Raw genomic sequence first — 17237 nt, forward strand, 5'->3', positions numbered from 1 at the left:
GCTACAGGAAACTGACATCGGCGATCCAGCTGCTAGCGCGTCTCGCCAGCCGCTCCGCCTCGCTTTCGCCGTCGAACGACACCGGCGCGGGTTCCAGCACCGGCACCGGCGCATCGTCCAGCGCGTTGACGCTGACCACCGCGTATACTCTGCCTGCTATCCGGCTGCTGACCAGCGGCACCGCGCCGCAGACCGCGCAGACGTGGAAATCGGCGGTGGCGGTGCCGAAACGGTATTTCGACACCCGCTCCGGCCGGCTGACGCGCACCTTCAGGCTGTCGCCCGGGCATGCGGTCCACACTCCGCCGTGCTTGCGGCAGAAATCGCAGCCGCAGCGCCGGGCCGGAATGGCCGCCGGCTCCGGCAGCCAGTCGAGTTCGAACGAGATATTGCCGCAATGGCAGGCGCCTCGGATCAACATCGCAAACTTCACGCCTCATGTCAGGTGGGGAAATGGCGCGGCGATGCGCCATCGATTCGGCAACACCATGCGCGGCCGGCGGCGGCGTCAGGTTTTGCGCTGTTGCAGCACCCGGCGCATGTCGCGCGCCGCCTTCAGCGGCGTGGCGGACAGATTGGTGGTGGCGAAGTAGCCGACCTGGCGCGACGCCTTGGACATCGCCGCGCCGGACGCCCAGCCCACTTCCAGCGCCTGCCGCATCGCCGCCACCGGCGCGGCGTCGTAATCGGGCAACTGCTGCCGCAGACAGCGGCTCACGTCCGCCAGCAGCTTTTCCGCCGCCAGCATCAGTTCGCGCTGGGTGTCGGCCTGCGCCTGCCACAGCGACGCCCCCACCAGCAGGCCGCCGTCGATTCTTTTCTCCATCTCACCCTCGGACAGCGGAAAACCGGGCGACCAGGACGACAGCCAGGTGCGACAGGCGTCCTCCTGCACTTCCAGCCAGCGCCGCTGGCCGCGCTCCATCGCGCCGCAATAGGTTTCCATCGCTCCGACGATCCAGCTTGCCATGCGGACTCCTCGTCAAACGGGCGCGCCACGCGCCTCAGACAACACACTGCGGACGCGGCAGCCGCCACACCGCCAGCAGCTCCCGCAACAGGGTTTCCAGCACCGGGTCGCCCGCCCGGTCCGCCGGATAGACAAACTGCAACTCGGCGTTCTTGCGCAATTCCGGCACCAGCCAGACGCGGCCGGCCGCCTGCCAGGCCAGCGCCTCCTCCTCGCGCACCAGCGCCACGCCGACGCCCGAGGCCACCAGCTCCAGGATCACCGACAAATGATCGCTCTCCGCCACTTTTTTAGGCGAAATATTCAGCTCCCGCCACAATTCCGCGGTGATCTTGGACAGGCTGGAAAATTGCGAAATGCCGACCCAGGGCAGCTTGCCCAGCTCCCTGAGCTTGCCGCCGTCCAGCTGCCCGGCCCAGGCCGCCGGCAGCGCCACGCGGAACGACAGGGTTTGCAGCGGCACGGTGCTGACGTTCATATAGGGATTGCGTCCCAGGTAGAAACCGGCGTCCAGCTCCTTCTTGCGCACCAGATTGAGCACGTCGACCGATACGCCGTGGCTCAGTTGCACTTCCAGCAGCGGGTTGGCTTCCACCAGCGCCGCCACCCACGGCCCCAGCTTGAGGATGTCCGGCATCAGGGTGACGCCGATTCTGGCCTGGCCAGCCAGCTGGCCCTTGAGCTTGCGCGCGTGGTTGATGATATCGCGCGCCGCGCCCAACACGCCCTGCGCCTCCGGCAGCAGCTCCTGCCCGGCGCGGGTGAGGCTGACGCCGCCGGCGTTGCGCTCGAACAACTGCATGCCCACTTCTTCTTCCAGCGCCTTGATCTGCGCGGTCACCGCCGGTTGCGACAGGTGCAGCAGCTCGGCCGCCTGCGTCAGGTGGCCTTGCTGCGCCACGGTGACAAAGGTCCGCAACTGGTAGATTTCCATGCTCTCCCCTGCTGTTTCATCACGGCCGCCCCGCTTTGCCGTCCGCGGGGCCGAATATGCCAAATGTCGCCTAGGCTAGCACAGGCTCGCGCGCCCGCTCAAAAACAAACCGCCTGCCGCTTCGCGTGCGGCAGGCGGTTGGATCACGGCGCGCCGGCTGCGCGTCGCATCAGTCGTCGTCCTCCTGCGCCCAGCTGGGCGGGCGTTTCGCCATGAAGGCGGCCACGCCTTCCACTTGCTCGGCGCCGCCCACCAGGCCCAGCGTGGCGGCGCGTTCGCGCGCCAGATGCTGTTCCAGCGTCAGGTTGGGGCTGTCTTCGATCAGCTTGCGCGCCACCGCCACCGCGGCCGCGCCCTGCGTCGCCACCTTGTTGGCCAGGCTCACCGCCACGATCTTGGCGAAGCCCTGGTCCACCACTTCCTCGATCAGCCCTATGCTCAGCGCCTTTTCCGCGCTGACCACCTCGCCGCCCAGGATGATGCGCTTGGCCCAGGACACGCCCACCTTGTCGGCCAGCGTCTTGGTGCCGCCGGCGGCCGGAATCAGGCCGACCTTGGCTTCCGGCAAACCCAGCTTGGAGCCGCGCTCGGCGATGATGTAGTCGCACACCAGCGCGCATTCCAGGCCGCCGCCCAGCGCATAGCCGTTCACTGCCGCCACGGTGACGCCGCGGTAGCTGCGTATCGCCTGCAACGCGTCGGCGAAGGCTTGCAACAAGATATCCGCCGCGGCCTTGTCGCCCGCGGCGAACTGCTTCAAATCTGCTCCGGCGGAAAAGAAAGCGTCGCCGGCGCCGGTAATCACCACCGAACGCACAGAATCATCGGCATTCAACGCCTGCAGCGTGGACGTCAACTCGTTCAGGCTTTCCGTCGTCAGCAGATTGGCAGGCAGGTTGGAAAGCGTGATGATGGCTGATTTGCCCAGCCGTTCAAGTGTCAGATACCTGGCCATATTGTGTTCCTCACTGTATTCCCCATCTATCTTCGTTAGCCTCCCGGTCCGGATCGATCCAGCCTGATATGGCTGGCGTCGCTCCCATTTCCGTTCCGGGGCCGGCGCATTCCGCCGCGGCGCTCGCGCGCGGCGTTCCGCAGCCAGACGGACATTCTCTTTGCAAACTGTACTTTTAGCCAGTAGGCAAAACAATTATATCCAACCTTTTTTGTAGAATGCTTGTTTCGACAATGCCAAAAAGAATCAATCGGATCCGCCGCCACCCCCACGGCAAGCCCATCCGCCGCCATCTGCAACTTCGTCATGACCCTCTGTTACCATAGAGCTTTCGTCGGCAGCTTGCGGCATGATTGAAACGAATTTCTGGATTTTGTTCTTGGCCGGTTTGCTCGGCGGCGGGCACTGCGTGGGGATGTGCGGCGGCATCGTCGCCGCGCTCACCCTGAACCACCCCGCCGGCCGGCGGCGCTGGCGCGTTCTCGCCGGCTACAACCTGGGCCGGATCAGCAGCTACGCGCTGATCGGCGCGCTGCTGGGCGGCCTGGCCGCCGCCGGCCTCAGCCTGGCGGCCTCGCACCCGTTCCAGCTTGCCCTGTACGCGCTGGCCAACCTGCTGCTGGTGGCGATGGGGCTGTACCTGGCCGGCTGGTCTGCGGCGATAGGCTCGCTGGAGAAACTGGGCCAGCCGATATGGCGGCGGCTGCAGCCGCTGGTGGGCCGCATGCTGCCGATACGCGGCGCGCTGGGCGCCGCCGCGGTGGGCGCGGTGTGGGGCTGGCTGCCCTGCGGCCTAGTGTACAGCGCGTCGATTTCGGCGCTGGCCAGCGGTTCGGCCTGGCGCGGCGCCGGCCTGATGCTGGCCTTCGGCCTGGGCACCCTGCCCAATCTATTGCTGATGGGGGTGTTCGCCGACGGCCTGCGCCGCTGGATGCAACAACGCCCAGTGCGGCTGATTGCCGGACTGGGCGTGGCGGGACTGGGCGCGTACCGGCTGGCCGCGCTGCTTATCGGAACGATTTCATGATGGTGTCGACGTTGTAGCGCACCAGCTGCAAGTAGCTGGCGGCCGGGCCCTTGGGGCTGGACAGCGCGTCGGCGTACAACTGCCCGCCTATCTTCACCTTGGCTTCATTCGACAATTGCTGCAGCAGGCGCTTGTCGCTCATGTTTTCCATGAACACCGCGGTGACCTTTTCCTTGCGCACCTGGCGCGTCAGCTGCGCCACGCCCTTGGCCGAAGCCTCGGACTCGGTGCTGACGCCCTGGATCGCCAGCACCTTCAGCTGGTAGTGCTCCCCCATATAGCCGAAGGCGTCGTGCGAGGTCAGCATCTTGCGCTTGGCCGCCGGCACCGTGGCGAACTGCTTCTTCGCCCAGTCGTCCAGCGCCTGCACCTTGGCGGCGTAATCGGCGGCGCGGCGCTGGTACTCGGCCTTGCCGGCCGGGTCGGCCTGGATCAGGCCGGCGCTGATGTTCTTGATATAGGTTTGCACCCGCGACGGGTCATGCCAGGCATGCGGATCGACATCGCCGTGATCGTGGTCGTGCTCGCCTTCGGCATGCTCTTCCTCAGGCGCCTGGCGGGTCTGGATACCCTTGGACGCCACCACGGTCACGCCGCGGAAATTGGCCGCCTTGTCCAGCCGCGACATCCAGCCCTCCAGGCCCAGGCCGTTGACGACCAGCACCTTGGCAGCGGACACCTTCTTGATATCGGCCGGCGACGGCTGGAACACGTGCGCGTCCTGATCCGGGCCCACCAGCGACACCACCTCCACCCGGTCGCCACCGATTTCGCGGGTCATGTCGGCGATGATGCTGAAACTCGCCACCACCGGCACCTTGGCCAGCGCGAACGCCGGCATGCCCAGCAACAGCAGGGCGCCAAACAGCTTCTTCATGCTTTTCCTCTCCTCAGGATTCCAGATGGCGGGCGCGGATATAGCGCGGCAAGGCGCCGCCCACCGGGGCAAACAGCAAAGACAGCAGATAGACCACGCCGGCCAGCAGGATGATGGCGGGTCCGGACGGCAATTCGAAGTGGTAGGACAACAGCAGGCCGCCCAGGCCGCTGAGGAAGGCGATGCCGACCGACAGCGCCAGCATGGCCTCGATGCGCTCGGTCCACAGCCGCGAGGTGATCGCCGGCAGCATCATCAGCCCCACCGCCATCAGCGTGCCCAGCGACTGGAAGCCGGCCACCAGGTTGAGCACCACCAGCATCAGGAACAACAGATGCCACCAGGCGCCGCGCGCGCCCACCGCGCGCAGGTAGACCGGGTCCAGGCTTTCCAGCAGCAGCGGCCGGTAGATGACAGCCAAGGTCAGCAGCGTCACCGAAGCCACGCCCGACACCAGATACAGCGCGGCGTTGTCCACCGCCAGCACCGAGCCGAACAGGATGTGCATCAGGTCGACATTACTGCCGCCCCGGGACACCAGCAGCACGCCCAGGGACAGCGACAGCAGGTAGAAGGCGGCGAAGCTGGCGTCTTCCTTGATGCTGGTGAAGCGGGTGGCCAGCCCGGCCAGCAGCGCCACCAGCACGCCGGCGACGAAGCCGCCCAGGCTCATCGCCGGCAGACTGAGGCCGGCGAACATGAAGCCGACCGCCGCGCCGGGCAGCACCGCGTGGCTCATCGCGTCGCCCATCAGGCTCATCCGGCGCATCACCAAGAACAGCCCGATGGGGCCGGAGCCCAGCGCCAAGGCCAGGCAACCGGCCAGCGCGCGGCGCATGAAGGCGAATTCGACAAACGGCGAAACCAGTAGATCGTACAGATGTTGCATCAGGCGCTTACTCCATCCAGGCCGCAAACCGGCGCCTGGGCCTGCCAGTGGGCGGCGGTTTCCACCGCGCGCCGCAGATTGTCGTCAGTCAGGACCGCGGCGCTGTCGCCCCAGGCGATCACCTCGCGCGCCATCAGCAGCGTGTGCGGGAAATGCGTCCGCACCTGCATCGCGTCGTGCAGCACCGCGATCACGGTGCGCTTCTCGCCGCGCCACTGCGCCACCAGCCGCAGCAAATCTTCGGTGGTTTTGGCGTCCACCGCGTTGAAGGGCTCGTCCAGCAGGATCAGCCTGGCGTCCTGCACCAGGATGCGGGCGAACAGCACGCGCTGGAACTGGCCGCTGGACAGCGCGGCGATCGGCCGCAACGCGAAATCGGCCAGCCCCACCTGCTCCAGCGCCTGCAGCGAACGCTCCATGCCGGCGCGCCCCACCCGGCCGAACGGGCCGCTCTTGTGCCACAGCCCGGTGCCGACCAGCTCCAGCACGCTCACCGGCATGCTGCGGTCTATCTCGGCCTGCTGCGGCAAGTAGGCGATGTCGCTGCGGCGGTGGCCATTCAGGTCCACGCTGCCGGAATCCGGCGCCAGCGCGCCCACCATGGCCTTCAGCAGCGTGCTCTTGCCGGCGCCGTTGGGCCCGAAGATGGCGGTGGCGTCGCCGTCGGCGAAGCGGCCGCCGATATGGTGCACCGCCGGATGGCGCTGGTAGGACACCGTCAGATTGTTGAGGATGATGCTCATGCCAGCTCCTGCAAGGCCCACCACACCAGCAGCCACAAGCCGGCCAGCGGCAGCAGGGTCAGCGCGACGCGCTGGCCGGCCGACATCGCCAGCAGGCTGAGCGGCGGCCGCAACGTGGCCGGGGTCAGGTGTTGATGTTCGTGCCCATGGTCATGGCCATGCGAGTGCGATCCGCTCATTCCAGGCACTCCTTCAGCCAGGCTTCCACCTTGTCGGCCTCGAACGCCGGCGCGATCAGCTCGAAGCGGCTGTCGCGGCGCCAGGACACCTGGGCGGCGCCCCACTGTCCGGCGGCCCAGTTCAGCCACACCCAGCTGTCCAGCACGCGGAACACCCCCTTGGCTCGCGTGAGGCCCGGCACCTTGGCCGGCAGGTCGTCGAAGAAGCGTGTCAGGCGCTCGCCGTCGAAATTCAGCTCCGGATCGAAAGTCCAGCCGGCCGATTGCCACGCGCTGCTATTGTCCGGCAGCGCCGCCGGACGGTAGCGCGGCTTGGCGGCGCGCTCGGCGTCCAGCCAGGCCACGTCCAGTTGGCCGTCGCGCACTTCGCCGACCAGGGACTTGGGCGGAAACAACGCCGCCGCCTGCGCGCGGAAGGCCTCCATGGTCGGGATGTCGGCGGCGTCTATCTTGTTGGCCACCAGCACGTCGGCGATGGAGATCTGGTCGCGGTACAGCGGCTGGCGGTGATAGTCCGGCTGAATGAACTGGCGCGGGTCCACCAGCGTCAGCACCGCCGCCACTTCCAGCGCCTCGCCCAGCGGCTTGGCGCGCAATTCGTCGATGACGCCGGCGGCATGGGCCAGGCCGCTGGCCTCGATCAGCAGGCGGTCGGGCTTTTCGCGGCGCAGCAAGGTCGCCACGGTGGCGGTCATCTGCGGGCCGGCCACACAGCACAGGCAGCCGCCGGCGATCTCGGCCACCGCCAGCTCGTCGTTGAGCAAGGCGGCGCCGTCTATGCCCACTTCGCCGAACTCGTTGACGATCACCGCCCACTTCTCATGCTGCGGGCGGTTGGCGATCAGGTGGCGCAGCGCGGTGGTCTTGCCCACGCCCAGAAAGCCGGTAAACAGGTTGACTTTGGTCTTGTTCATGATTTTTCGACGGTTCAGATGGCACAGGACTGGCAACGGCCGGCCAGCACCAGGTTTTGCGGGCTGAGCGTGAAACCGGCGGCCAGCGCCATGTCGCGCAGGCTGGCCAGCCCGCCGGCGGCGTCCACCTCGTTGACGCGGCCGCATTGTTCGCACACCAGGATCAGGCTTTCGTGCTGGCAGTCGAAGTGGTCGCAGACGATGAAGCCGTTCAAGGCATCCACCTTGTGCAAGAGGCCGTGCTCCACCAGGAAGTCCAGCGCGCGGTAGACGGTGGGCGGCGCGGCCGAGCCGCGCTGTTGCTGCAGGTCGGCCAGCACCTGGTAGGCCTTGACCACGCCGCGGCGGCTCAGCACCAGCTCCAGCACCTGGCGGCGCAATTCGGTCAGTTTGCTGCCGCGGCTGGCGCAATGGCGCTCGGCGGCGGCGAGATAGGCGGAGGAATCCATGGTGGGGGCCCGGCTGAATAATGGGCAATGTTACTGTATAACATCACCATTGCTCAACCATTTACATAATGCGGGTTTTGACGGTTTGCCCGCTGTGATAGGCTGCTGGCGTCGTTTTCATGCCAAAACAGGGGGAATTTCGATGAAAAAGATGTTGCTGGCTTCGCTGGCGCTGCTGCTGGCCGGCCAGGCGCTCGCCGCGGATCCGATCAGCCAGCGCAAGGACGCGCTCAAGCAATACAAGCCGGTGATCGGCGAGATGGGCAAGATGCTGAAAGGCGACACGCCCTACAACAAGGACGAGTTCGCCAAGCTGGCCGTCAAGCTGGAGCAGCTGTCGCAGCAGCCCTGGCAATACTTCCCGGCCGGCAGCGGCGCCGGCCGCACCGACGCGCGCCCGGAAATCTGGAGCAAGCCCGCCGACTGGCAAAAGGCGATCGAGCGGCACAAGGCCGCCACCGCCAATCTGAAGCAGACGGCGCAAGGCGGCGACCTCGCCGCGGTCCGCAAGGCCTTCGCCGACACCCAGCAAACCTGTAAAGCCTGCCACAAGGACTTCCGCAAGGATTGATCCGGCCGGGGCTGCCCACCCGGCCCCCCATTTCCCGCCGTCATCGATATAATCGGCGTTCGGCGCCACGCGCCGCCGTCCGACAAGCTTAGCCACCGATTCGAGATGCCATGAACAAAACACTGACCGCGCTGCTGCTGGCAGCCATCGCCATTCCCGCCGCCCATGCCGACACGCCGGCCGAAATCCGCTCGCAGGCGTTCAAGAAGATGCTGCTGCAGTCGTTCGAGCCGATGGGCATGGCGGTGCGCGGGCGCGCGCCTTACGACCAGGCCAAGTTCGCGCAGCAAGCGGAGGCGATGAAAACGCTGGCCGCCGAGCCGTTCAAGCACTTCCCGGCGAACAGCATCACCGGCAAGAGCCGCGCCAAGCCGGAAGTCTGGAGCCAGGCCGCCAAATTCCAGGCCGACCGCGACGCCTTCCTGAAATCGGTCGATGCGCTGGCCGGCGCCGCCAAGGGCGGCGACCTCGGTTCGATCAAGAAGGCCTACGGCCAAGTGGCGCAAAACTGCAAGACCTGTCACGACGCCTTCCGCGGCCCGGAAAAATAAGCGCCCGGCGCATCAAAAAACAAAGCCGGCATCCGCCGGCTTTGTCGTTTGCGCGCGCCGCGTTCAGCGCAGCAGCGCGAAATACAGCCCGCCGGCCGACAGCAGCAAGGCCGCCAGCGCCAGCGCGCCGTGGGCGAAACGCAGCCTGGGCTTCTCCCCGGCCATTTGCTTGTAGCCGGTCAGCATCGGCTTCACCAGGTTCTGCTTCTTCACCACCCGGTAAACGACGATGGCGGCGATATGCAGCGCCGCCAGGCCCAGCAGGCCGTTGAACAGCAGCTTGTGCACGCCGGTGGCGGCCTCCGCCACGCCGCTGTCCACGTGCTTGGCCAGCGGGCCATCGTACAGATAACTGTCCACGTCGGCGGCGAACAGGCCGGTCAGCACCTGCGCGGCCAGCGCCAGCAGCATCGCCACCACCATCCAGCCGCCCAGCGGGTTGTGGCCGGGCGCCTCGCGCTCCGGCAATTCGCCCCGCAGATAGCGCAAGATGGCGCGCGGACCGCGCACGAAGCTGGAGAAACGCGCGGTCTGGCTGCCGATGACGCCCCAGATCAAGCGGAACACCAGCAGCGACGCCAAAGCCACGCCGCAATAGATATGGTATTGCAGCCAGTCGCCGCCCTGCTCGGCGCAAAACCACATCGCCGCGAACAACAAAACCAGCGTCCAGTGAAACAAACGCGTCGGCGCATCCCACACCTTGACCTGCTGCGACATTCTTAACCCTTTCCCTATCCCGGATATCCATCCATTTTGCCGCATCCCCGCCCGGACACCAAGATGCCGCCCCGCCATTTCAGCAATAAAATGGGCAATCCGCCGCCATGTGGCCGCAAATTCGGTTAAGATGAATTCCCCACTCCAGCCTGGCGACGCCGTCGTCCCGCTGGAGCCGTTTTTTTCCGACGCCGCCCGCGGCGTCTTTCACCGTGTTGGAGACTCAGTCAAATGACGCAAACCGCCCTTCTTCAGGATCTGGAGGCCCGTGGCCTCATCGCGCAAACCACCGATATGGCCGCGCTGCAGGCACTGCTGAACAAGGAAACGGTTACGCTTTATTGCGGCTTCGACCCGACCGCCGACAGTCTGCACATCGGCAGCCTGGTGCCCATCCTGATGCTGAAGCGCTTCCAGCAGGCCGGCCACCGCCCGGTGGCGCTGGTCGGCGGCGCCACCGGCATGATAGGCGACCCCAGCTTCAAGGCCACCGAGCGCAAGCTGAACACCCCGGACATCATCGAGAGCTGGGTGGAGAAGATCCGCGCCCAGGTGGCGCCCTTCCTCAGCTTCGAAGGCGACAACGCCGCGCTGATGGCCAACAACTACGACTGGTTTGGCGGCATGGGCGCGCTGGAGTTCCTGCGCGACATCGGCAAGCACTTCTCGGTCAACGCCATGATCAAGAAAGAAGCGGTGCAGCAGCGCATCGCCCGCGAAGACCAGGGCATTTCCTACACCGAGTTCTCCTACAGCCTGCTGCAAGGCTACGACTTCTCCGAGCTGAACCGCCGCCTGGACTGCAAGCTGCAGATCGGCGGCTCCGACCAGTGGGGCAACATCACCGCCGGCACCGATCTCACCCGCCGCCTGAACCAGGCCCAGGTGTTCGGCCTGACCATGCCGCTGGTGACCAAGTCCGACGGCACCAAGTTCGGCAAGACCGAATCCGGCACCATCTGGCTGGACGCGAAGAAGACCTCGCCCTACGCCTTCTACCAGTTCTGGCTGTCCACCGCCGACGCCGACGTGTACAAGTTCCTGCGCTACTTCAGCTTCCTGTCGGTGGACGAGATCGCCGCCATCGAAGAGGCCGACAAGAACCGCGACGGCAAACCGGAAGGCCAGCGCATCCTGGCCGAACAGGTCACCGCGCTGGTGCACGGCCAGGCCGCGCTGGAAGCGGCGCAGCGGATCACCCACAGCCTGTTCAGCAACAACCTGTCCAGCCTGACCGCCGACGACTTCGCCCAGCTGGCGCAGGACGGCCTGCCCTGCGTCAAGCTGGACGCCGGCCACAGCGGCCTGGTGGACGCGCTGGCCGCCGCCGGACTCGCCAAGTCCAAAACCGAGGCCCGCACCTTCATCCAGAGCGGCGCGGTCAGCGTCAACGGCGCCAAGGCGGACAGCATCGAGCTTGAAATCGGCCAGGACCAGCGCCTGTTCGGCCGCTACACGCTGCTCAAGCGCGGCAAGAAGCTGTACGCGCTGGCCGACTGGCAATAAGCCGCCGCGGCAAAACCAAAGCCCGTCCGGATGGACGGGCTTTTTGTTTGCGGCAGGCTCAGGCGACGCTGAAGGCCTCCCCGGTGGCGAAGAAGGCGCCGCCAGCGATGTAATGCACGCTGCGCCTGGCCGGATCGTCGTCGAAATGCCAATGGCCGGCGCTGAACAGCGCATCATCGGCCTGGGCGGCGACGACTTCGCCGATGAACAGATCATATTGCGACTGGTTGCGCGGCTCCGGCACCACCTTGCACTCCAGGTAGCCTATGCAGCCCGCCACCAACGGCGCGCCGACCTTGCGCGCCGGCAACGGCTCCAGCCCGCTGGCGGCGAATTTGTCCAGCTCATGGCCGCTCTCGCTGCCTACTCGCACCACCTGCGCCGCCTGGGCTCGGCACGGGATATTCAGCACGAATTCGCCGCTGGCCTCGATCAGCTCACGGCTGTAGGTGGACTTGTCCACCACCACCAGCACCTTGGGCGGATCGAAATCCAGCGGCATCGCCCAGGCCGCCGCCATCACGTTCCGCCTGCCTCCCGCCGCGCTGCTCACCAGCACGGTGGGGCCATGGTTCAGCAAACGATAGGCCTTGGCCAGTTCCACGTCCGCCAGCATGTTGGTCTCCCTTGCGCAAAACAGCCATTCTAGCAGCTGCGGCTCAATGCAGCGCCGGCGCCTCCAAATGGCATAACCGGCGCTGCAGGCGCGCGTCCCGCGCCAGGATGTCCTCGAACAGCCGGCTGCGCGCGGCGATGTGATGGCCGGCGCGCCAGTCCTTCAGCAAGGCGAGCCCCAGCTCGAAATACTGCGGATCGATCTGGCACAGGCGGCGCAAATCGAAAGGCGCGCCCAGTTGCAAGTCCACGGCCAGCTGCAGCAAGACTTCGGTTTGTTCTTGGTCCACGCGCTGCGCCAGCAGCAGCCGTATCTTTTTCGCTGCGTTCACGCCGATTCCATGATTAAAATGGCATAAAAATTTAGCATGGAATACATATTCGCGTAACTAACTCTTCACGATGGTCATATAACAAAAAAAGGCCCGGGCTTTCGCCGGGCCAGTTTGCCATTATCCTCAAGCACAAAGACAGAGGAGATGTCATCGTGATGACAATCGCGTTATAGACAACTTCGTGCTGCGCTGCAAGATCGAATGTCAGAAAATATACATCGCCCCTCTGCCCAGGCTGTTGCTGCTGCCGGCGAAGCCTATGTAGACGTTGCGGCCGTAGAAGAACGGCAAACCCCAATCGAAATCGCCGCTCAGGCTGCCGGTCATTGGCGCGCCTATGCTGGGGAAAGCCGCGTAGTTGCTGCGAGTGAGCACTTGGGCGCTGATCAGGCTGAAATTGACCGTGCTGCTGCTGCCGCCGCTCGACAAGGTGGCGCTCAGATTGAGCTGAGAACCCGGGCAGAACCAAGTGCCGCCGCCCACCGTGCAGGTAGCGATGCTGCTGTCGGTGAAGTACAGAATGTTGGATCCGCTGTCGAGGAAGCTAGGGTAAATCTGCCCCTTGTAGACGCCGGTGATGGTGAAACCGTCGCTGGAGACTGGGTAAGCCTTGACCCCCGACGCGATAGCGTTGTTGGACTGGGTGCCGATGCCGAAAGTCAGCGTCCCCTGCGCGCTCGCCTGCCCGGTCACCGGAATGGCGGGCAGCTGCAACAGCACGCCGTTGTTGTCGGCGGCGAAGCTGGCCACCGGATTCGCCACCTGCTGCGCGACCGGCACGGTGCCGGGCTGGCAGGTCAGCGCGGTGGCGCAAAGGTAATAAAATCCGTTGTTGGCGTTGCCGGCGCAATCGCTGCCGCAATCCTGCCGGTTCAAGCCCACGCCGATGATGCCGTTGGCCCCCAGCCCGGCGAGGTTTCCTTCATTGCTCCCCACGCTGGAACAGCTGGCAGGCACCGTGGTGTAAACCGGATCGGAGACCAGTTGGATCGGCACCGAACTGGCCACCTCGCCCGCCATCTTCACATCGGCCACATTGACCGCCCCCCAAGTGTAGCCATCGGCGAACTGGGCGCACTCCACCACCTGCTTGCCATTCACCTGCTGGCTGCCCAGAGCGCTGCGCAGCCCGCTGCCCAGCACCGAGGACAACACCCGCAAACCGCTGGAACCGGTATCCACCAGCACATGGTCTATGGTCTGGCAGTTGCTGGCGCTGCCGGGCGCGCACACAGTCACCGACACATAGGGGATGTTCAGCTGTCCCTGGGCGCCGCTTGGCCCGGTATCGACAGTCATCGCGACGCTATTGGACGTGCTGCTGCCGTTGCTACCATTCGAAATGGCCCCACCGCCGCCGCCTCCTCCCCCGCAACCGCCCAACACCAGCGCCAGCGCGAACCAACCCGCAAGCATCTTGTTCATATCGCCCCCTTATTTGAGCTGATCCGGCGTCACGCCGGCAGGCAACAGCGCGCTGTCGTAAGCGAAGCCCTTGAACGCGCCCATCCGCCCATGCGAGCTCACCACGAAGCTGCCGACCTGCCCCCGCATCACATTGAGACCGTTGCGGTTGGCCAGCTGGGCCTGCCGATAGGCGGGGAAATAGCTGCCGAGCAGTTGCTGCAGATCCGGCAGGCTGCCGCCGCTCCAGGCGACGGCGAATACCGTGCCGTCGGCGGCGGCGTATTGCTTGATCAGCCGCCCGGCGGCGTCCTGGCTCTGCTGCACGCTGAAGGCGCCGCCAGCCGGCGCGAGCGCGGTCATCTGCTTGCCGCCGCTCGCGGCCTGCGCGGCATCTAGCTTCTGCCCCAGCTCCGCGCGGGCCAGGAGCGGCGCGGCGAGCAATAGCAACAAAATTTTCGAAGATGCCTTCATCATCTTGTTTTCCTCCGGAGTCTGGCGACGGCAACCGCCACTCGGCATCGCCATGGCATGTTTTCGGGCACATAACACTTTCAGCATACAAGATCGCCGGCGCGACATCCCACGCCAACATGTTAATAAAAAAGCGGGAGGCCAAGGCCTCCCGCATCCCCTCGTTCAGCCGCCCGGACAATCCGGCTCGGCCTCACATCTCAAACCTTTCGCATCAATAGGTTAACTCGTCATGCCGGGTTTCCACCCACTGTCCAGCGCCCAGCGACAACATTAACAAAGCCACGCGCTCATGCACGATCACCGTGTGGGTGTTGCCGGAAAACTGCATGTAGCGGCGCAGATCGTCGCGCACCTTGCGCGAGCCGGTGACGTCGATGATGATGTCGACCCGCTCGCCCTGCTCCGCGATCTCGATGAAATTGTCGGTGACCGCCACGCCGCGCTCCTTGGCCAGCAATACGCCGGGCAGCTGCAAATCCAGATCCGCCACTCCCACCATCTCCACAAATGGCGCATCCAGCAGCTGCTTCAGCAAAGGCGTGCCCGTCTCTCCCACTCCAACCATGCCGATTCTGAATTTTTGCATATATACCCCGCCTGTCCATTTATGCCTGTCGTATAACCGTCGTCACTCTAGATCAAGGCTTGCGAACCGGATTTGAGGCAGGTCAAACCATCGCCGCCCAAAATGAAACGGCCCGGCATGGGCCGGGCCTGGTTTCGGGAATGGCTGCGGGGATTCAGTGCAGGTTCTGCTGCGACAGGAAGCGCAGATAGCCCAGCCCTTCCAGCCAGAAGCCGCCGTCCGCCAGCGGCGTGGCGTCAGTCAGGTCGGCCACGGTCAACACCAGCTCCTGGCCATCCAGATTCGCTTCCAGCACCACGTCGTCGTCGTCGGAAAATTCTTCGGAAACCGCATGGAAGTCCGGCTTGACGAACTGGTTGTTGACCTGAATGTAGTCGGACTCATTCAGCATACGCAGGATGTTCATGATGGCCTCCTTTTGCTGCGGTGGGAACAAGGTCAAACGGACAGTTACGCTTCACAGGCTCCGTTCCGGATGGCCGCACTGTCAGACCGCCATCCCATCGACAACCCGCATCTACAGCCAACCGCGTTCGGCAAACGATTCCGCGTGTCCACCGGTCACCACGAAGTGATCCAGCAACTTGATATCGACCAATGCCAGCGCGCGCTTGAGGGTATCGGTCAACACCCTGTCCGCAGTCGACGGCTCGCTCACCCCGGACGGATGATTGTGCGCGACGATCACCGCCGCCGCGTTGTGCCGCAAAGCCCGGCGCAACACCTCGCGCGGATACACCCTGGTTTCGGTCAGCGTCCCCTTGAATACTTCTTCGACCTCGATCAGATGGTTTTGTGCCGTCAAGAATATCACGACAAATATTTCCACCTCGCGCCGCCCTATGCTCAGCCTCAGGTAGTCCCTGACCTGCTCCGGGCTGGACAGCGCGTCGCCCATCCGCATCGACTCCGACAAGGCCCGCCGCGCCAGCTCGGTGCAGGCCATCAGCTGCGCGTACTTGGCTTCGCCCAGGCCTGGCATGGACTTGAACTCCGGCAGCGAGGCGGTCAACAGCCGCGACAAGGAGCCGAAATCCTGCAACAGGCGCCGCGCCAGCTCCACCGCGCTGACGCCCTTGATGCCGGTGCGCAGGAAAATCGCCAGCAACTCGGAATCGTTCAGGGAACCGGCGCCTTGCTGCAGCAGCTTCTCGCGCGGACGCTCGGATTCGGGCCAACTGGCAATCGACATTGCGCATCCTCCCTCTGGCTATAGCATTGTTTGTGCCTGCAGGCCAACAAGATAGAAACAGGCAATGACATTAACATGCCACAATCTGCCGACGCCAGAACCATCCCGCCGCCAAATCCGCTAAAATGGCCAGTTTACGGCTGCTTTGCGAAGACATAACGATGACTGCCAAACGCATTCTTCTCGGCATCAGCGGCGGCATCGCCGCCTATAAATCGGCCGAACTGACCCGGCTGCTGGTCAAGGCAGGCCACCAGGTGGAAGTGGTGATGACCGAATCGGCCACCCGCTTCGTGACGCCAGCCACCTTCCAGGCGCTGTCCGGCAACACGGTCTACACCGATCTATGGGATCCGCGCCCCAGCAACGCGATGGCGCATATCGAGCTGTCCCGCCGCGCCGACGTCTTCCTGATCGCGCCGGCCACCGCCAACTTGCTGTTCAAGCTGGCGCACGGCGCCTGCGACGACCTGATCTCCACGCTGGCCGCCGCCCGCGCCTGCCCGCTGGTCGTCGCGCCGGCGATGAACCTACAGATGTGGCAGAATCCGCCCAACCAGCGCAACGTCGCGCAGCTGCGCGCCGACGGCGTCGCCGTGTTCGGCCCCGGCAACGGCGCGCAGGCCTGCGGCGAAACCGGCGACGGCCGCATGCTGGAACCGCACGAAATCTTCGAGCTGCTGCAAGGCGTCTTCGCCGAGAAAACGCTGGCCGGCAGAAAAGTGCTGCTGACCGCCGGCCCGACTTACGAAGCCATCGACACCGTGCGCGGCATCACCAACATCAGCTCCGGCAAGATGGGCTACGCGCTGGCGCGCGCCTGCCGCGACGCCGGCGCCGAAGTGACGCTGGTATCCGGTCCCACCAGCCTGGCCGCGCCGCTGAACGTGCGCCGCGTCGACGTGGCAAGCGCCGCCGAAATGCAGCAGGCGGTGTTGACGGAAGTCGGCCGCAGCGACATCTTCATCAGCGTTGCCGCCGTCGCCGACTACCGGGTGAGAAACCGCAGCGAGCACAAGATCAAGAAAGGCGCTTCGGTCCCCGTCATAGAACTGGAAGAAAACCCAGACATCCTGGCCACCGTCGCATCCTTGCCGGCCGCGCCGTTCTGCGTCGGCTTCGCCGCCGAAAGCCAGAACCTGCTGGAGTTCGCCGAGGCCAAGCGCCGGCGCAAGAAACTGCCGCTGCTGGTGGCCAATCTGGCCCAGCAGGCGATGGGCGCCGACGACAACCAGGTGGTGCTGCTGGACGACGCCGGCGAGCACCCGCTGCCCAATATGCCCAAGGACGAGGTGGCCGCCGCCATCGTCCGCCATCTGGCCGCCCTGCTGGGCCGGCGCTGA

General features: G+C 65.3%; 23 protein-coding genes. 5 read left to right on the top strand and 18 right to left on the bottom strand.

The genetic code is table 11. From position 1 onward, the window contains the following. Position 1: 1 nt before the first annotated feature. From MY55_RS17905 to MY55_RS17920, 4 genes are all read right to left on the bottom strand, one after another. Positions 2–421, bottom strand: coding sequence for a GFA family protein (locus MY55_RS17905; RefSeq protein ID WP_065202830.1), 420 nt, complete (start codon positions 419–421; stop codon positions 2–4). An 87-nt stretch (positions 422–508) separates the two neighbouring features. Further along, positions 509–970 carry a hypothetical protein gene (locus tag MY55_RS17910; RefSeq protein ID WP_043576204.1) on the bottom strand — a complete coding sequence of 154 codons (462 nt, stop codon included), beginning with the start codon at positions 968–970 and terminating at the stop codon, positions 509–511. A 34-nt stretch (positions 971–1004) separates the two neighbouring features. Then, entirely contained in the window at positions 1005–1904 is a 900-nt protein-coding gene (locus tag MY55_RS17915; RefSeq protein ID WP_043576206.1) for a LysR family transcriptional regulator, read from the bottom strand. Between the two features lie 169 nt (positions 1905–2073). Beyond that, positions 2074–2859, bottom strand: coding sequence for an enoyl-CoA hydratase (locus MY55_RS17920; RefSeq protein ID WP_047238621.1), 786 nt, complete (start codon positions 2857–2859; stop codon positions 2074–2076). Positions 2860–3208: 349 nt separating this feature from the next. Here MY55_RS17920 and MY55_RS17925 point away from each other — a divergent pair, with 349 nt between their 5' ends. Beyond that, positions 3209–3886, top strand: coding sequence for a sulfite exporter TauE/SafE family protein (locus tag MY55_RS17925; RefSeq protein WP_047238622.1), 678 nt, complete (start codon positions 3209–3211; stop codon positions 3884–3886). Here MY55_RS17925 and MY55_RS17930 read toward each other — a convergent pair. The 6 genes from MY55_RS17930 to MY55_RS17955 are packed head-to-tail and all read right to left on the bottom strand — an operon-like array spanning position 3867 to position 7937. Beyond that, entirely contained in the window at positions 3867–4763 is an 897-nt protein-coding gene (locus MY55_RS17930; RefSeq protein ID WP_047238623.1) for a metal ABC transporter substrate-binding protein, read from the bottom strand. The genes MY55_RS17925 and MY55_RS17930 overlap by 20 nt on opposite strands. Before the next feature lie 13 nt (positions 4764–4776). Next, entirely contained in the window at positions 4777–5652 is an 876-nt protein-coding gene (locus tag MY55_RS17935; RefSeq protein WP_043579870.1) for a metal ABC transporter permease, read from the bottom strand. Beyond that, positions 5652–6395: a metal ABC transporter ATP-binding protein gene (locus MY55_RS17940; protein ID WP_065202831.1), complete on the bottom strand. Its 744-nt coding sequence runs from the start codon at positions 6393–6395 to the stop codon at positions 5652–5654. Before MY55_RS17940 ends, MY55_RS17935 begins: the two co-directional genes overlap by 1 nt. Beyond that, entirely contained in the window at positions 6392–6574 is a 183-nt protein-coding gene (locus MY55_RS17945; RefSeq protein WP_047239013.1) for a hypothetical protein, read from the bottom strand. The genes MY55_RS17940 and MY55_RS17945 overlap by 4 nt, the downstream gene beginning before the upstream one ends. Beyond that, positions 6571–7488, bottom strand: a complete 918-nt coding sequence (locus MY55_RS17950) for a CobW family GTP-binding protein (protein WP_065202832.1) — start codon at positions 7486–7488, stop codon at positions 6571–6573. The genes MY55_RS17945 and MY55_RS17950 overlap by 4 nt, the downstream gene beginning before the upstream one ends. Before the next feature lie 14 nt (positions 7489–7502). Next, positions 7503–7937, bottom strand: a complete 435-nt coding sequence (locus tag MY55_RS17955; RefSeq protein ID WP_065202833.1) for a Fur family transcriptional regulator — start codon at positions 7935–7937, stop codon at positions 7503–7505. 142 nt (positions 7938–8079) lie between these two features. On the opposite strand from MY55_RS17955, the gene MY55_RS17960 reads away from it, so the two are divergent. Both MY55_RS17960 and MY55_RS17965 read left to right on the top strand, forming a co-directional pair. Then, on the top strand, positions 8080–8508 hold the full coding sequence (locus MY55_RS17960; protein ID WP_043579880.1) for a c-type cytochrome: 429 nt from the start codon (positions 8080–8082) through the stop codon (positions 8506–8508). Positions 8509–8618: 110 nt separating this feature from the next. Then, on the top strand, positions 8619–9059 hold the full coding sequence (locus MY55_RS17965; RefSeq protein WP_065202834.1) for a c-type cytochrome: 441 nt from the start codon (positions 8619–8621) through the stop codon (positions 9057–9059). A 63-nt stretch (positions 9060–9122) separates the two neighbouring features. Here the strand turns inward: MY55_RS17965 and MY55_RS17970 are convergent, their stop codons facing one another. Further along, a complete protein-coding gene (locus tag MY55_RS17970) occupies positions 9123–9779 on the bottom strand; it encodes a cytochrome b/b6 domain-containing protein (RefSeq protein WP_065202835.1) in 657 nt (218 codons plus the stop codon). A gap of 231 nt (positions 9780–10010) precedes the next feature. Between MY55_RS17970 and tyrS the strand changes: the two genes are divergently transcribed. Continuing rightward, entirely contained in the window at positions 10011–11285 is a 1275-nt protein-coding gene (tyrS, locus tag MY55_RS17975; RefSeq protein WP_047237509.1) for a tyrosine--tRNA ligase, read from the top strand. A 58-nt stretch (positions 11286–11343) separates the two neighbouring features. On the opposite strand, the gene MY55_RS17980 is transcribed toward tyrS, so the two are convergent. The 7 genes from MY55_RS17980 to radC form a co-directional block, all read right to left on the bottom strand. After that, positions 11344–11901 (bottom strand): flavin reductase family protein, encoded by a 558-nt coding sequence (locus MY55_RS17980; protein ID WP_065202836.1) that lies wholly within the window; start codon positions 11899–11901, stop codon positions 11344–11346. A 43-nt stretch (positions 11902–11944) separates the two neighbouring features. Beyond that, positions 11945–12232 carry a hypothetical protein gene (locus tag MY55_RS17985; RefSeq protein ID WP_052878083.1) on the bottom strand — a complete coding sequence of 96 codons (288 nt, stop codon included), beginning with the start codon at positions 12230–12232 and terminating at the stop codon, positions 11945–11947. 207 nt (positions 12233–12439) lie between these two features. Continuing rightward, positions 12440–13660 carry a DUF3443 domain-containing protein gene (locus MY55_RS17990; RefSeq protein WP_065202837.1) on the bottom strand — a complete coding sequence of 407 codons (1221 nt, stop codon included), beginning with the start codon at positions 13658–13660 and terminating at the stop codon, positions 12440–12442. Between the two features lie 9 nt (positions 13661–13669). After that, entirely contained in the window at positions 13670–14116 is a 447-nt protein-coding gene (locus tag MY55_RS17995; RefSeq protein WP_047237512.1) for a DUF2844 domain-containing protein, read from the bottom strand. Positions 14117–14327: 211 nt separating this feature from the next. After that, positions 14328–14702, bottom strand: coding sequence for an oxidoreductase (locus tag MY55_RS18000; RefSeq protein ID WP_043579890.1), 375 nt, complete (start codon positions 14700–14702; stop codon positions 14328–14330). 154 nt (positions 14703–14856) lie between these two features. Beyond that, positions 14857–15108, bottom strand: coding sequence for a hypothetical protein (locus MY55_RS18005; RefSeq protein WP_043579893.1), 252 nt, complete (start codon positions 15106–15108; stop codon positions 14857–14859). Between the two features lie 111 nt (positions 15109–15219). Then, on the bottom strand, positions 15220–15894 hold the full coding sequence (radC, locus tag MY55_RS18010; protein WP_043579895.1) for a RadC family protein: 675 nt from the start codon (positions 15892–15894) through the stop codon (positions 15220–15222). 161 nt (positions 15895–16055) lie between these two features. Here radC and coaBC point away from each other — a divergent pair, with 161 nt between their 5' ends. Beyond that, on the top strand, positions 16056–17237 hold the full coding sequence (gene coaBC, locus MY55_RS18015) for a bifunctional phosphopantothenoylcysteine decarboxylase/phosphopantothenate--cysteine ligase CoaBC (RefSeq protein WP_065202838.1): 1182 nt from the start codon (positions 16056–16058) through the stop codon (positions 17235–17237).

The organism is Chromobacterium subtsugae (assembly GCF_001676875.1).
GTDB lineage: Bacteria > Pseudomonadota > Gammaproteobacteria > Burkholderiales > Chromobacteriaceae > Chromobacterium > Chromobacterium subtsugae.